Below are 14,191 nucleotides of genomic sequence, written 5' to 3' on the forward strand. Positions count from 1 at the left end.
CGAAGATATTGGGCGGCCGCGGCAGGGCAGTATCCTGCCGGGGCGCGATAGCGCGTTTGGTTCGACCCCTCGGTTGATAGAATCCACCGATGCCATGCGAATGGAAAAGGTGTCCAAAACCAAACAAAAGTCGTAATTCAATCAACTTAATGCGTCCGCCGAACAGTCCCGATTTCCATAATCTATTCGGGCCGCGCCTACTGTTGCTTCGCAACACTGGCAGCAAACTACGCTGCCAGTGCCACCCTATGATCCTATTCTATCAGCATTGCATGCCGCGGCTGGTGCGGCATTTGTCACTGAGGTTGAATTTGATTTGTAGCGGCAGGCCCCCGTGCCTGCCTTGGCCGCGCAATGCGCGGACAAATGGAGCCCGCAGGAGGGACGCGGCGGCATTGCTTCATTACTCCAATTTGCTTGAACTTGGTCTGGCGCCGCTGAGCTTTTCCTGTCAATGTTACTCTTTGGCGGCCGCCGGGCTGGGCTGCAGTTCTTTTAATGCTTCCCGCATCCATTTTGCGGTCACGGCGTGGCCGTATGGGCTGTAGTGGGCGCCCATGCTTTTATAGCGTAGCAGTTCCTTGGGCGCAGTCTTTGAGTCGATGAACATCCTGCGGGCTTCGTCCGGAGGCAATTGGCGGAAGTATTCTGTAAAATCAAAGTAGTGATAGCCTGCGGCCTCAAGCTCCCTGTTCATGATGCTGAAAAAGGGAATGTCGGCCTTCATCCCGCCCGCCGTAGGCAGCCGCACAATGGCCATAGGCGCTCCTTTGGATTGAGCCATCGCCTGCATCTCTTGGAAAATGGCCATGACCGTTGCCAGCAGGTCCCTCTGGGTCTTGTAGACCCCCTCCGGCTTGTCTCGCCGGATTAACATTTCACGCGCCTTTCCCGCGGCCCGAACAAGCCCCAGATCGGACCACCACGCCGTCTTGCTCCAAAAACCCGGATACGGGTCGGGCGCAGGGGCGTTCATGGTATGCAGGCGGCCGTCTTTCACCTGCATCCACGGCTTGGGATAAATATCAAACCGGTCCGCGTTCATGCGGCTGATGTCCGCATCAATAAAGCAGACCAACAGCATGTCATAGTCGAAATGGGACCATTCCTTGCGATGCCAGAGATGCATCTGGTCCAGGCCGTAACCCCCCTGGCCCATGTTCATCACTTCCAGATCAGGCGAGGACGCCTCCAGCCTGGCGCAGAACGATTCATCGTCCCCGACCCCGTAGCCCAGGGTGAAGGAGTCCCCCACGCAGACGATGCGGGTTTTCCCTTCCGGCGCCTTGCGGGCGAAGTCGTGGTTTGCGCGAAATCCCTGATTGTTGATGGTGAGGCTTCTGCCCGGCCCGTACATGTCGGGGATGACGATCCCGGGAATGTTGGACCATCCCAGAATGGGATCATGCCTGCAATGGACGTTCTCGGCGAACAAGGCCGGCCCCAGGGAAGCGGCGGCCATAAGGAGGATTCGGGCGCAAAGCTCCAGCGCCCCTAAAACAAGCAGTCCCATTAACAGGTAATTGCGGATTGTGCGGGATTGTTTTGCCATGACGCCCGCATTGTATCACGGCGTTTTCAGGCGTCAATAAAAAGTCCGGCTATTGGTCGTCTTCATGGGTGTGCACATGCCCTTCGTGGGCGTGGTCATGGCCGTCATGGGGATGCTCCTGGGCCGCGATCCCGTTGTGCCTGTGAGGCGTCTCTCCCAAGGGGTGGATGTGGGTGTGGGTGTGCAGGGCCGATGAATCGCCGTAATACATGATCTTGCCCTTTTGCATGCCGAAAAAATCCCGGGTGGTGCGGGCCAGAAAATCGTACTCATGGGAGACGATTAAAAAGGATTTATCCAGCTTATTCAAAATCTGGATGATGTGCTCCCGGGTGTCCATGTCCAGGCCGGTGGTGGGCTCGTCCAAGAGCAGCACCTCCGGGTCCATGGCCAGGACCGTAGCGATGGAGACCAGCTTTTTTTCGCCGCCGGAGAGTTTGTAGGATATGCGTTTTTCAAACCCGTTCAGGTCCAGGCTTTCCAGGGTTTGCAAGGCGATTTCTTTGGCCTCCTTGGGGGACTTGCCCAGGTTTAAAGGGCCGAAAGCCACGTCTTCCAGAACCGTGGGGGAAAACAATTGGTCGTCGGCGTTTTGAAACACGAAACCCAGTTTGGGCCGCATTTTCTTGAAATCCTTTTCCGACTCCATTTTCTCCCCAAGAATGCGGATGCTGCCGGCGGTGGGCGTCAAAAGCCCCATGAGCAAATGGAGCAGAGTGGTTTTCCCGCTTCCGTTATGGCCGATAAGTCCCGCTTTTTGGCCGTAATGAAGATGAAACGAAAAATTCTCCAACACGGTCTTGCCGTCCGGATAGCTGAAAGAAATATCCTGGATTTCAAATATATGGGGATGTGATTCCATTACCGTGGCCCGTCTGGGTTAACCGGTTTGACCCGGCGCGTTTCAACAGGCCATTGTCCTACAATGCCCATTGCCAGATTGCCAGAAAAAAAATAACCAAAGCCAGAAAACCGCCCCAGGCTGCGTCCCGAAAGGTGAACTCCATTTCGTCCAGGCAATAAAACTTGCCGGAAAAGCCCCGGCAGACCATGGCCTGATGCACGCGCTCGCCCCGGTCCGCCGCCCTGACCATGAGCATGCCCACAAGATAGGCGTATGTCCGGTAGGTGTGGAGGTTGGTCCCCGGAGAAAAGCTCCTGATCCTGGCGGCCCGCACCAACTGGTTCAATTCCGCTTCCAGCACAAAGATGTACCGGTAGGTCAGAAGCAGCAGGGCCGTGAGCTTGACGGGCATTTTTAGGCGGTTCATGGCGTGGCCCAATGTCGCTACGGGCATGGTGGAGAAAAACACGATGGACCACAGAACAATGGCGTTGGATTTCAGCGTGATGATCGCGCAGAGCCGGATTCCCTCCTTGGCCGCAACCAACGGCCCCAGGTAAAACCAGGGCGTTCCGTTATACGTAAACGGCAGGACCACCCACAAAAACAGCACCAGCCCGTTCACCAAAGCCAAACGCTTTAATACGGCCAGGGGGTGAAGCCGGGCCGCAAAGGTCATCAGGACCGCCAGGCCCAAGGCGGCGCCCAATACGTCGAACCGGTCCGCCAGGGCCGCAACCACCGCGAACAAGGTCCCTACAATCACTCGTACCCGCGGGTCCAGCCGATGCACTGGGGATTCGCCGAATGCAAAGGTTTCCGCTATCAAGCCTTTTCCAGCTCCTTGATCTTCCGGCGATAATGGAAATACGCCGCTACGCCCGCCAGCCCAAGAATATACCCGATTCCCCCAAAGACGTCCGAGGCCTGGGGTTCGGTTTCCCTCTCCTGCGCTTCCACCAGCAACCGGGTGATGGGCTTGAGTTTCTTGTCCAAAGCCTTTTCAACAATGGCCTGGATTTCTTCCGCGTTGGCGCCCGGCGCCGTTTGAGCGGGAGAGACGGAAGTGGTTTGCATAGCCGGCTGGGCGGCGTCCTCTTGGGCAGGCTCCTCCGTTGCCGCAGCGACAGGTTCGTCTCCCATGGCGTCCAGAATTTCGTCCAGGGAAATAGTCCAGGCGTTGGCGTGCCCCATGGTGGCGTCCAGTTCGATCACCAAGGCGGTTTTTTTGGGGATTTTAAACGAAAACTCGCCCGCGTCGTTGGTCACGCCTTCCAGAAGCAGGTTTTTATCCTCGTCATAGACAAAGACTTTGCCGTTTTTCACCATTTTTCCGCCCGAGAATTTGCTTTCGGTAAAGACCGTATCGCCTTCCAGCCAGGCGAAAATGTTTACCTTATGAGCATAGGCCATGCCCGACAGTATGAGGAAAATTCCCAGGGCTGCAAACAGTTTTTTCATGATATCGCCTTCCGTTATTGGGCGCCGGGAAGCATGCCCGGCTGAACCTTTCTTAAAAACTCAATGCATATAACCGAAAACACGCCCTCCGCAATCATAATGACGACGTGGGCGCCCAAAACCGCCGCAGCGGCTTCGAAGAAGTTTTCCTCCGTCAAAAACAGCGCCAAAGCCACCAGCACTCCGGATAAAAGCACGGAGAAAAAACCGCAGGCAAACGCTCCGGCCATACCCATGGGACCGCCTTTAGCAACGATCTTCCCGAAAACCAGGTAGCAAAATACGGCGGGCGCCGCCATGACGACCGTGTTGACGCCCAGGGTGGTGATTCCCCCAAACTGGAACAGCACGGCCTGCAGCATGAGCGCCACCGCGATGGCGGGAAAAGCCGTCCACCCGAGGAGCAGGCCCAGTATACCGTTTAAAATCAGATGCGCGCTGGACACGCCGATGGGAACGTGCACCAGGGAAGCCACAAAAAATCCCGCTGACAAAACCGCCGCCCGGGGAATTTTCTCAAAATCCAGCTTTTTCAGCCCGTACGCGGTCCCGGCGACGGCGACGGCCGCTCCCGCCGCCAACACCGGGCCGGACAAAACTCCTTCGGAAATATGCATGATTCCTCATTATACAAATAGTTAGACCCAGGAAGGTTGTTTACCTTCCCGGGCCTTTCAAATCAATGCAAAAGACTTGTTTGATTAAAAATCTTCAAACTTCACCCAGATGACGGCGCCCAGCTCCACGTCCTTATCCTGGCCTTCGAACTTCAGTTGATAGTCCGCGGTGTTGAGCGCTGCAAATCCCCACCAGCCGGCAAAAGGAGCGGCGTAGGTGAACACGCCGTTGCCGTCAGCCTTGATGGTCTGGGTGACCATATAATCCGTGGGAGCTTCCTTTTTGCCGTCCTTGTTGTAGTATTCCACTTCCACTTCCGCGTAAGGCACAACCTTGCCGTCCAGCTTCACGACGCCTTGGAACACGTTGCCCTTGTATTGGGCGAAAGGCTTGGCCAAAGGCACGATTTCCGTCTTGAGGCCCAGCTCTTCGTCCCAGCCTTCGTCATCGCCGAAAGCTGTCACAACGGTCTTGGTGTAATGGATGATAAAGCAGTCTTCGGCGGGCTCCCAATAGGGAACAGGCTCCATAACGAAAGCGTAAACGCCGGGCCGCTTGATCTGATATTCGGCCTTCCATGCGGGATGGTCCATCACCTTGGAGGCTTTCAGGCTTTTGGCCAGGTCCGTGGTTTTGCCTTCATGAGCCACGGTGAAAGACTTGGGGGCGACCAGCTCCATGCCAATCAGTTCCATGGGATGGGAAAAGGACAGGTCCAGGGTGATGGTGCGGTCGTCGTCCTGCATGACCATGTTGTCGGACGGAATCACCATGCCGTAATGGGCGAAGGCGGAACCGCAAAACAAACAGACCAGGGCCAATGCGCTCAGCAAGCAAATTTTCTTCATGTTCTCGCTCCTTAAAAATAAGTGGTTTGGTTAAGTATACTGCTATGAAAATAAAGCAAACGCCGTATAAACAAAAAAAGGCCAACCCCTTTTTTGCAAAAAAGGATTGGCCTTCATGACCGTTATTCAAGTATTTGTCGCTGCCGCCCCCGATGTCTCGGGAGTTGGAAAGACTTCTGTCTTGCCGATTATGCTGAGAATACAACAAAACTTCCCGGAAATGTCAACCTAAAATATTCACCGCCGAACCGCCGCATTGGAAATCGGCAGCCTCCGGCGGCGAACTGAAAAACCACAGCCTCCGGCGGCCCGCTTTTGAAAAAGCGGGGCAAATCTTTTTAAATGGCGTTTTACGCAAAACAGGAGGGTGGGGCGGCCATTCCCGGGCCTTCTTTTCGGGAGTCCGCTCCCCAATTCCGGGTAGGGCAAGCCCTGCGGCAAAGAATCAAATGCAACCTTTGCGGCAAAACTATCCGGCCAGCCCCGGCATTGCATGCCGCGGCTGGCCTCTGTGACTTCGGCGCTGCAAGTATAGTGGAGCACTGCCAAGTACGGCTGGCCGGAAGGTATTCCGGTGGACGCCCGCAATTTCTATAGCGGTCACCCTTCGTCTTGAATCTCGCCGTTCAGCAGGGCCTGGATCACGGCTTTGACGTGTTCGATGGGCGCGTCGGTTTTGCAGCCGGGGCAGCAGGAGGCCATGCGCTCCCAGTTTTTTTCGTCTCTGAGGACGGCTTCCAGGAATGGCCATTTGCGGCACATTTTGGGTTTGACCGGATGGATGGAGCATTTGTCCGTAAAGAAGACGCATTTGCCGTCTTCTCCCTGGGCCAGGACCGGCTTTCCTCCAGAAAGCTGGCAGTATTCCTCCCTGACCGTCTCGGGCGATTTGCCGATAAACTCGGCGATGGCCTGGATGTCCGTTTCCGTTACGTAGGTGCCGCCGTAGCCCTGGCAGCATTTGCCGCACATGGTGCATTCAAAAATGTCTGTCGATTTGAGTTCTTTCAATTCCGATCCAAAATATGATTCCACCCGGCCTATAGGCAGTGCCGGGAGTCCAAGGCCCTTTTAAGCGTTAATGCGTCTGTGTATTTCAGGTCGCCCCCGATGGGAACGCCCGAGGCTATGCGAGTGACTTTTACGCCCGAACCCTCGAGGACCTGGCGCAAATAATTGGCGGTGGATTCCCCCTCCACGCTGGTGCCCGTGGCCACAACCACTTCCTTGATTTTTCCCTTTTTCAACCTCTCCACAAGCTCGCGAATGCGCAGGTTGTCCGGCCCCACGCCGTTCATGGGCGACAAGCACCCCTGCAACACGTGATACCTCCCCTTGAACGCCCCGGATTTTTCCAGGGCCACCATGTCCGTGCCTTGCTCCACCACGCAGACCACGTCCTGATCCCGGGTTGCGTCCCGGCAGATGTGGCACGGATCCGAGTCGGCCAGGCCGTAGCAGACCGAGCACAGCCGGACCGTTTCCTTGGCTTCGGATATGGACTCAGCCAACGCCTGGGCGTCCTTGACCGATCCTCTAAGAATATGGAGGGCCAGGCGTTCGGCGGTTTTCTCCCCGATTCCGGGCAGCTTGGATAGCTGTTTGATCAGATTGACCAGGCTGGGAGGGTAAAAGGACATGAAAGGAAAAACCTTTTTAACAAAAAAATTAGAACAGGCCGGGAATGTTCATGCCGCCCGTGAGCTTGCCCATTTCGCCTTGCACCATGTCCTGGCTTTTGTTCAGGCCTTCGTTCACGGCCGCCAAAACCATGTCCTGGAGCATTTCCACGTCTTCAGGGTCAACCACTTCCTTCTCGATTTCAATGGACAGAACCTGCTGCTTGCCGTTCACAACCACCTTGACCATGCCGCCCCCCGCGGAGGCTTCCACGGTCTTGTCCCCCAGTTCCTCCTGAAGCTTGGCCATCTGGTTCTGGAGCTTTTGAGCCTGCTTCATGATGTTGCCCATTCCCTTTTTCATGCATTCCTCCTTGTGCAAATAATGCTGGCGCCAGGCAACGCCCGGCCGCCAGTGTATTGCGTATTATTTTGGCTCCCGGTTTTTTGGAACCAGGTTCCTATATTATTCCATTTGACGAATTTCCACAACCTTGCCGCCGAAAATACGCACCGCTTCCTCCACCAGAGGGTGGTTCAACGCCTCCTGCTCCAGTTCCCGGCGCTTTTCCGCCTGATTCATGGCCGGGGCGGGACGGTCCTCCTCGCTGGGCTCTTCAATGACCAATTGCACCTTGCGGCCAAAGAGGCTTTTGCATACGCCCATGAGAATCGTCTGATATTCCGGCAGGTTTAACTGATCCCGAGAAAATGGCGAGCCGTCGGTTTCCAGAACAAAGCGGCCTTCTCCATATTCCTTTAGGCGGCATTTTTCAAGGGTGAGGCCCAGCATAATGTTTTTTTCCTTCACATCCTTGGAAAAAGCCTCCCACGGATCCCCTTCAAAAGGCGGCGGCTCCGGCTCGTCATCTTCCGGCTCCGGGGCCGGGGCGTCCGGTTCTTCAGGCGTTGCAGCCTCCTCCATGACTTCCGGTTGAACCTCCCGGGTTTCATATTGGGGCGGATCGTAGTCCGGCTCCATGTCCGGGATGATGGGCTCGGAGTCGGCCGCAGCGTACGTGGGGTCCGGTTCAGGATAATAGGGCGATTCGTCGTCCGCCTGATAGGCGTCCGAGTCGGCGGCCTGCCCGGGATTGGACTCCTCTTCCGGCTCCTGCGATGCGCTTTCCACGGGAGCTTGCACTTCCGCCTCCGCCTCGGCCTCGGGCGCCGCCTGGGGCGCCTCCGCCGGCGGTTGGGGCTCGGGGTCAGGTTCCGGTGCAACTTCCTTTTCAGGCTTCGCCGGCGGCTCCAGTTCAGGTGCAACTTCCTTTTCAGGCTCCGCCGGCGGCTCCGGTTCAGGTGCAAGTTCTTGCTGCGGCTCCGGTTCGGGTTCGGGCTTCGGATCAGGTGCAAGTTCTTGCTGCGGCTCCGGTTCGGGTTCGGGCTTCGGTTCAGGTGCAAGTTCTTGCTGCGGCTCCGGTTCGGGTTCGGGCTTCGGCTCAGGTGCAAGTTCTTGCTGCGGCTTCGGTTCGGGCTGAGGATCAGGCGCTATAGCAGGAGCGGCCTCCTCGTGTTGAGGCGCCGCTTCCGCCGCGGAAGCCGTTGCATCTTCCGGCGCGGGAGGCGCGCTTTCTCCGCTGGACTCCGGCAGGGCGGGCGCCGGGCCGGATGCCGGGCCGATATGAATGATCTGGTCTTTGGATGCCGTCTGGGAGGCCAGAACCTCCAAGGCGGCGACTAAAGAGTCTATGGCGACGGCCGGGGTGACTTCGCAAATGCGGATCAGGGCTACTTCCAGGGCCAGCCTGGGCTGAGGCGACAGCCTGACGGCGGCCTCCTCTTTAAATAGCAGGCTCAGAACCTGATTCACAAAAGACGGGGAGACCTTGGCGACCTGTTCCTGCATGGCCTGGATCTCGCCGGGCGGAATGTCCAGGAGCGGGCCCGGATCCCGGACCGTTTTCACTACGGTGAGATCCCGCAAGTGATCCAAAAGGTCAGCCATGACCTGCTTGAGGTCGTATCCCCTGGCGTAGAGCTGGTCCACGGCCGAGAGGCAGGCCGGGACGTCCCGGTTTAAAAGAGCCTGGGCCAGGGCGAACAAGGACTTGCGTCCGGCCACGCCCAAAATGTCCAGAACCTTCTCAAAGGAGGCCTCGCCCGTGGAATAGGCCATGACCTGATCCAAAAGGCTCAACGCGTCGCGCATGCAGCCGCCGGAGCGCCGGGCCACGGCCCACAGGCTCTGCTCCTCGATGGTGAAATTCTCCAGGCCCGCCAGCTTGGCCAGATGCCCCACAATGTCGTCCAGGCTGATGCGTTTGAAATCGTAGCGCTGGCACCTTGAAAGGATGGTCACCGGAATCTTATGGCTTTCCGTGGTGGCCAGGATGAACATCACATGGGGCGGCGGCTCCTCCAGGGTTTTTAAAAGCGCGTTGAACGCGGCCTGGGAGAGCATGTGCACTTCGTCGATGATGTACACCTTGTAATTGCCCAAAGCCGGGGCGTATTGCACGTTTTCCCGAAGCTCCCGGACCTGCTCCACGCTGTTGTTGGACGCCCCGTCAATTTCAAACACGTCCACCGCGTTGCTGGCCGCGATCTCCTTGCACGAGGCGCACACGCCGCAAGGCTCGGGCGTAGGGCCGTTCACGCAATTCATGGCCTTGGCCAGAATGCGGGCCACCGTTGTCTTTCCCGTGCCGCGAGGGCCGGAAAGGCACAGGGCGTGGGCCACCCGCTCCTGATTGATGGCGTTTTTCAGGGTTTCGGTAATATGAGGCTGGGCCACCACCTCGTCAAAGGTCTGGGGCCTGTATTTTCTGGCCAGAACTAGATAGGACATGGATTACCTGTAGGACCGCTATCCTGGATGAGTTCGAGAAAAAATGGCTGACTCTGGTTTCATAAACAATTTAAGGCTGGCTATCAAGTATTACCGGAAAAATTCCGCCCGATTTGCCAGGAATCTTAATTGGTTTTATTCAAAAACAAAATAAAACCAACTATTTATAAAAATTCGGACTCGATCCCTGCGCCTGTACCCGCAGGGCTTGCCCTGCTTTATATCCTGCCATTCCTGGGAACGCAGGAATCCCGTGTCCTTGTTTTTCCTGAATCCCGGTTGCATCCGTTCTTTCGGCATTTTAAAAAAAGGACGCTGGGTTCCCGTTTCCGGAATTTTTTCATGGTGATTGCAAACCGCCGCAATCATCCCGTCAAAATTCCTCCACGGGAATGACGGACGGAGGCGGTTGATGGCGCGGGATTTGGTTGCAAACGGGTTCAAGGTCATGGAATCCTAAAAAGCATTTGAATTCAACCAACACCGTACGCCCGCCGTCCATACCCATTTTTTACATTGTTCTCAGTTCGCAACACTGGCTGCAATCAACGCTGCCAGTGCCACCCGATCGAAAGACTCCCACAGGGGGGCGCATTACAATGTTACGACAACCGGCAGGGGTTGGATTTGTTATGTAGTTGCAGACCCCCGTGTCTGCCAGGGACGCGTCCGGCGCGTCCTAAAGCACAGCAAGGTGTGCGGCTACGTTTTTTCCAATAACCCCAAACCATGAATCCGCCGTGTAGGTCGCAGGGCTTGCCCTGCCCGTTGTTGCGCCGTCTCCGCGCTTTTTGTTCCGGGCTGGATTGTTTACTCCCTGGCCCAATTCCTCCAAAATTTTCCCAAGCCGGAGGTGAAGACGGGCTGGCTGGAGGGCTCAATCTCTCCCTGAATGGCTGCGGCTTTATCAAGGTAGCTTTGCGCCTGCTCGTCCTCACCCATGGCCTCATAGCAAATGGCCATGTTTTTATAGATTATTCCGGATTCGGGGTGGTCGAGGCCGAAGGAGCCTTCCATCACGGCCTGGGCTTTTTTAAAACTGATTGCGGCGTCTTCATAGTCGGCCGTGCTTGCTTGGATAATGCCCAGGCTGTTATATGCGTCCCCCAAATTATAATGTCCGGGGGATAGGGCGACTTTATAAATGGCGACCGCCTTTTTCTGGCGATCCCTGGCTTCCTGAAGGCGTCCGGTCGCAAAATAAATATCCGCCAGCAGCGCTTGGGCGTCGCCAGTTATTTCCCGATATTCGCCGAAATTATACTCCAAAATTTGCAGCGCCTGTAAGACCTTTTCCTCCGCCAGTTCGTATTCCCCCAATTCCATATGCCCAATGGCGACAATCATGAGGGTGTTTCCAAAGTTGGGGGCCTTTCCTCTTAGTTTGTCCTTTTCTAAATCCACCACCTTTTCCAGCATGGCCATGGCCTTGTCCGTATCACCGTCCGCCATGATCAGGTGAGCCAGGCGGGTTGTGACGAAGCACGTTAAGGGGCTTTTCTCTCCAAGCTCTTGAGTGCAAATCTCCACGGCGTTTTCAAGGATCGGTCTGGCCTTCCGGTGCTTGCCTTCACTCATGTATTGCTAGGCAATGCTGATTTGGGTGAGGGTTGTCAGCAATGTGTTCGGTCCGCATAAAGACTCCAAAAGCTCCAGCGATTTTTTGTAGGAATTGATGGCTTCAGAATGCTTCGCCTGCCGGAATTCCAAATTGGCTTTTCTGAGAAGTATTTTACTTTGCAGATAAAGACCAACTTCGGGGTTTTGATCTTGAATGGCCGACGCCCTCTCCAGTAGCTCTTCCGCCTGGTCCGGCTTGTTGACGGCTATATGCAGTTTGGCCAGTTCCAACATGGCGATGCATGCGTGGATGTTATTTCCCTCCAAGTGCTTTTCGTAGATGCGAACGCTTTCCGTCAGGTTTTTTTCCGCCTCCTTGAATTCACCCAGCCGGACCTGTAAGACGCCCAGTTTGTATAGATTCGAAGCATAAAACCTGTTGTCTTTGTTAGGGAGCAGATCTAACGCGGCAATATACCCTTTTTGGTATATTTCAGCCCGCGCCAATACCTTGGGCGAGATGTTATATAAGGCGCAATTCACATATGCGGCTTTCCATGCAGGGGATTCTTTCTCCATTTTACTCAGGGACGAAGAAGAATGGTATCTTGCCGATTCGTGTTCTCCCGTGTTCAAGTATACAACCGCCAACCCCGCCTGGGCCTTTGCTATAATCGGGTCCAAAGCTATGTATTTTGGAAATTCTATCTCATAGGCCGTCTTAAAACATTTTTCCGCACTGCCGTAATCCGCCATATGGAGGAATGACTCTCCCAAGGTGCATAGGGTTCGCGCAACATCGCGATCCCTGGGGCCAAGTATTTTTATTTGCGCTTTCAGGACCTTTTGATAATACTCTTCCGCCTCTTCAAACCTGCCGAACAGGGTAAGAGCATCCCCCAATGTTAAAACGTCTTCCACATAGGCGGGCTCGATAGTTTCATTCCGGCTTTCGGACAGAGCGCAGACCTTTTTGTGACACTCCATCATGTTTTCAAAGTCGGCGGCCTCCCCAAAGTTTTTTCCTGCTATATGCCAGTAATGCGCCATGTCAGGGGCGTCCGGTCCCACGAGTTTTTCGAATATGGCCAGAAACCGGTTCTGCCGGGCCTCCATTTCCTCCCAGTTGCGCATTTCAGCGCACACGGCGCTGCCGGCTATGAGCATGTACCCCATTTCGGGAGATTCCGGCCCCTGATTTGCGGCTATCTCCGCCAGCCGTGTTTTGCAGGTGTTTTCATACTCTTCCAGGCTCCGCCCCGGGTCCTCTTTCCAGGTTGCGATAAAAGGGTATTCTGCCTTAAAGCCTTCCTGCGTCAAAAAGGGGCCGTAGTCATACTGGAGGGGAGGCGCCTGTTCGCCCGACCGGCCAAAATTCGTCCCGTTGGCGCAGGCGAAAAAAAAAGAGGCCGTCAAGGCAATGGTGAGCGGAAATAGAACTTGTTTGAACATTCTGGAGCGAGACATGGACATAAGGCTTTCCCCATTTTTCCCGAACAATAAATCAGATCCGGTTTTGATTTTTAAAATCTTATATAATGCCAAATCAATACTGCGATTAGTCTGATTTTTCAAGGAAGAGTTGCATAAACAACAGGGGGACATGACTCAATCTTAATATCCCGGGACGAACAACATTATTTGTTTACCGCGCCTTGGGCGGCCGATTGTATCCCTTGTCTCCGTATGGCTGGAGCTTTTCCAGCCACAGGTCCAGCAGAACCTCCACCTCTTTGGCGTAGTCGAAATCGGCGTCCTTGCTCTGCTCTATGGACTCCAGGATCTCAAAGGTGAAGGCCTCAGCCCCGAGTTCCTTGTAATCCTTCAGCAATTCTTCGTTCCGGTGGGAGCCCAGCTTCAACTCCGACTGATGCCTCCGCACCAGGGCCTCCACGTTCAGGCTGCCGGCCAGAAAAACCTTGCCGTTGACCGTGTTGGTCACCTTGCATATTCCGGGCGCCCTGAACGCCTCCATGTACTCCCTTTTCAGCGCTTTGCGTTTGTCCATTTTCCTTTTCCTCTTGCTAATTCCAGGGGAGGCCGCGTCCCGGCTTTCGGGCAGCCAATACACCCCGTCCTTTCTTTTTAAAATTCCGTTGTCCGCCATTTCCCGGCGGACCGTGCAATGATCCTCAAAGGCGTTTTGGATCAGGGCGTTGATTTCCGGCTCGCTGTACTTGACTCCCGGATCGAACCGTTTCGCCAGTTCCTCCAGCACCACCAGCCTTTTTTTATATTGGGCGGGCAGCCTTTTCAGGCGGCCTCCTTCAAAAAAGGCCCTGATGATTTTTTTCCGGTAGTCCCGCAGGCGGCGATCCTGCGCTCCCGCCTCCGGGTTGCGAAAGTCCGCCAGGCATCGGAGGCTCAGGTCAAAGACCTCCTCCCGCACGAAATAGACCACGTAATACTGCTCCTTTTTCTTGCCGGCCAATCCGGCGGCCTCCAGCTTCTTCAAATGATGGGAGGTGGTGGACACGGCCAGATCCAGCCGCTGGGCCAATTCCTCCACGTACTGGGGCCTTTCAAGCAGGGCGTTGACGATTTTCAGCCGGGAGGGATCCGCCAGCGCTTTCAGAATTATAATGCTTTGCTGCATGTCCATTTGCTTCGCCTTTTATTTTTGATTCGATACAGATCGAAATAAAGAATAGGGACAAACGGGAGGGATGTCAATCTGTTTTTATGGCTATCGAATTAAATTTTCGACGTCAACAGGACGGGCCGCCTCCGGAGCCGACCAGCCTTTTGATGGTCAGGCCCTGGACGAGGATGGAAAAGACCGCCGCGGCCACGCCGTGGATAAACAGGGATTCCCCGGCGATTTTGGCTTCCAGGGCTTTGGATGCGTCCGCCCTATTAAGAATGGCCGCCGCGATGGGACCCGGCAAGACAATGTTG

General features: G+C 55.4%; 15 protein-coding genes. 1 reads left to right on the plus strand and 14 read right to left on the minus strand.

Annotation, left to right across the window (positions count from 1 at the left end):
- Positions 1-457: 457 nt before the first annotated feature.
- The 10 genes from BUE18_RS07345 to dnaX form a co-directional block, all read right to left on the minus strand.
- The gene (locus BUE18_RS07345) at positions 458-1,552 is read right to left on the minus strand and encodes an SGNH/GDSL hydrolase family protein (RefSeq protein ID WP_073474448.1); all 1,095 of its coding nucleotides are present in this window, start codon (positions 1,550-1,552) and stop codon (positions 458-460) included.
- Positions 1,553-1,601: 49 nt separating this feature from the next.
- Positions 1,602-2,414 carry an energy-coupling factor ABC transporter ATP-binding protein gene (locus BUE18_RS07350; RefSeq protein WP_073474450.1) on the minus strand — a complete coding sequence of 271 codons (813 nt, stop codon included), beginning with the start codon at positions 2,412-2,414 and terminating at the stop codon, positions 1,602-1,604.
- 58 nt (positions 2,415-2,472) lie between these two features.
- Complete coding sequence (cbiQ, locus tag BUE18_RS07355; RefSeq protein ID WP_073474452.1) at positions 2,473-3,225, minus strand: cobalt ECF transporter T component CbiQ; 753 nt, start codon at positions 3,223-3,225, stop codon at positions 2,473-2,475.
- Positions 3,222-3,857, minus strand: coding sequence for a hypothetical protein (locus tag BUE18_RS07360; protein WP_073474454.1), 636 nt, complete (start codon positions 3,855-3,857; stop codon positions 3,222-3,224). Before BUE18_RS07360 ends, cbiQ begins: the two co-directional genes overlap by 4 nt.
- Positions 3,858-3,871: 14 nt before the next feature.
- A complete protein-coding gene (gene cbiM / locus BUE18_RS07365; protein WP_073474456.1) occupies positions 3,872-4,474 on the minus strand; it encodes a cobalt transporter CbiM in 603 nt (200 codons plus the stop codon).
- 84 nt (positions 4,475-4,558) lie between these two features.
- Positions 4,559-5,323, minus strand: a complete 765-nt coding sequence (locus BUE18_RS07370) for a DUF4198 domain-containing protein (protein WP_073474458.1) — start codon at positions 5,321-5,323, stop codon at positions 4,559-4,561.
- Between the two features lie 600 nt (positions 5,324-5,923).
- The gene (locus BUE18_RS07375) at positions 5,924-6,334 is read right to left on the minus strand and encodes a YkgJ family cysteine cluster protein (protein ID WP_073474460.1); all 411 of its coding nucleotides are present in this window, start codon (positions 6,332-6,334) and stop codon (positions 5,924-5,926) included.
- 29 nt (positions 6,335-6,363) lie between these two features.
- The gene (recR, locus tag BUE18_RS07380) at positions 6,364-6,963 is read right to left on the minus strand and encodes a recombination mediator RecR (RefSeq protein WP_073474461.1); all 600 of its coding nucleotides are present in this window, start codon (positions 6,961-6,963) and stop codon (positions 6,364-6,366) included.
- Between the two features lie 28 nt (positions 6,964-6,991).
- Positions 6,992-7,306 carry a YbaB/EbfC family nucleoid-associated protein gene (locus BUE18_RS07385; protein WP_012611124.1) on the minus strand — a complete coding sequence of 105 codons (315 nt, stop codon included), beginning with the start codon at positions 7,304-7,306 and terminating at the stop codon, positions 6,992-6,994.
- 102 nt (positions 7,307-7,408) lie between these two features.
- Positions 7,409-9,733, minus strand: a complete 2,325-nt coding sequence (dnaX, locus tag BUE18_RS07390) for a DNA polymerase III subunit gamma/tau (RefSeq protein WP_073474463.1) — start codon at positions 9,731-9,733, stop codon at positions 7,409-7,411.
- Between the two features lie 129 nt (positions 9,734-9,862).
- Here dnaX and BUE18_RS27450 point away from each other — a divergent pair, with 129 nt between their 5' ends.
- Positions 9,863-10,129 carry a hypothetical protein gene (locus BUE18_RS27450; protein ID WP_139264641.1) on the plus strand — a complete coding sequence of 89 codons (267 nt, stop codon included), beginning with the start codon at positions 9,863-9,865 and terminating at the stop codon, positions 10,127-10,129.
- A gap of 414 nt (positions 10,130-10,543) precedes the next feature.
- Here BUE18_RS27450 and BUE18_RS07400 read toward each other — a convergent pair whose 3' ends face one another.
- The 4 genes from BUE18_RS07400 to BUE18_RS07415 all read right to left on the minus strand — a co-directional run bounded on the left by BUE18_RS07400 (position 10,544) and on the right by BUE18_RS07415 (position 14,181).
- On the minus strand, positions 10,544-11,311 hold the full coding sequence (locus BUE18_RS07400; protein ID WP_073474467.1) for a tetratricopeptide repeat protein: 768 nt from the start codon (positions 11,309-11,311) through the stop codon (positions 10,544-10,546).
- Between the two features lie 6 nt (positions 11,312-11,317).
- Complete coding sequence (locus BUE18_RS07405) at positions 11,318-12,760, minus strand: tetratricopeptide repeat protein (RefSeq protein WP_170868292.1); 1,443 nt, start codon at positions 12,758-12,760, stop codon at positions 11,318-11,320.
- Between the two features lie 178 nt (positions 12,761-12,938).
- A complete protein-coding gene (locus tag BUE18_RS07410; protein ID WP_073474470.1) occupies positions 12,939-13,895 on the minus strand; it encodes a metalloregulator ArsR/SmtB family transcription factor in 957 nt (318 codons plus the stop codon).
- 106 nt (positions 13,896-14,001) lie between these two features.
- Positions 14,002-14,181: a hypothetical protein gene (locus BUE18_RS07415; RefSeq protein ID WP_073474471.1), complete on the minus strand. Its 180-nt coding sequence runs from the start codon at positions 14,179-14,181 to the stop codon at positions 14,002-14,004.
- Positions 14,182-14,191 lie beyond the last annotated feature (10 nt).

Source organism: Desulfatibacillum alkenivorans DSM 16219 (assembly GCF_900142135.1).
Lineage (GTDB): Bacteria > Desulfobacterota > Desulfobacteria > Desulfobacterales > Desulfatibacillaceae > Desulfatibacillum > Desulfatibacillum alkenivorans.

Excerpts from the sequence above, each read along its gene's own strand:
- recR (WP_073474461.1), bottom strand. The coding sequence starts at position 6,963 with ATGTCCTTTTACCCTCCCAGCCTGGTCAATCTGATCAAACAGCTATCC.
- BUE18_RS07360 (WP_073474454.1), bottom strand. The coding sequence starts at position 3,857 with ATGAAAAAACTGTTTGCAGCCCTGGGAATTTTCCTCATACTGTCGGGC.
- BUE18_RS07410 (WP_073474470.1), bottom strand. The coding sequence starts at position 13,895 with ATGGACATGCAGCAAAGCATTATAATTCTGAAAGCGCTGGCGGATCCC.
- BUE18_RS07400 (WP_073474467.1), bottom strand. The coding sequence starts at position 11,311 with ATGAGTGAAGGCAAGCACCGGAAGGCCAGACCGATCCTTGAAAACGCC.
- dnaX (WP_073474463.1), bottom strand. The coding sequence starts at position 9,733 with ATGTCCTATCTAGTTCTGGCCAGAAAATACAGGCCCCAGACCTTTGAC.
- BUE18_RS07345 (WP_073474448.1), bottom strand. The coding sequence starts at position 1,552 with ATGGCAAAACAATCCCGCACAATCCGCAATTACCTGTTAATGGGACTG.
- BUE18_RS07405 (WP_170868292.1), bottom strand. The coding sequence starts at position 12,760 with ATGTCTCGCTCCAGAATGTTCAAACAAGTTCTATTTCCGCTCACCATT.
- cbiM (WP_073474456.1), bottom strand. The coding sequence starts at position 4,474 with ATGCATATTTCCGAAGGAGTTTTGTCCGGCCCGGTGTTGGCGGCGGGA.
- BUE18_RS07385 (WP_012611124.1), bottom strand. The coding sequence starts at position 7,306 with ATGAAAAAGGGAATGGGCAACATCATGAAGCAGGCTCAAAAGCTCCAG.
- BUE18_RS07350 (WP_073474450.1), bottom strand. The coding sequence starts at position 2,414 with ATGGAATCACATCCCCATATATTTGAAATCCAGGATATTTCTTTCAGC.
- BUE18_RS07370 (WP_073474458.1), bottom strand. The coding sequence starts at position 5,323 with ATGAAGAAAATTTGCTTGCTGAGCGCATTGGCCCTGGTCTGTTTGTTT.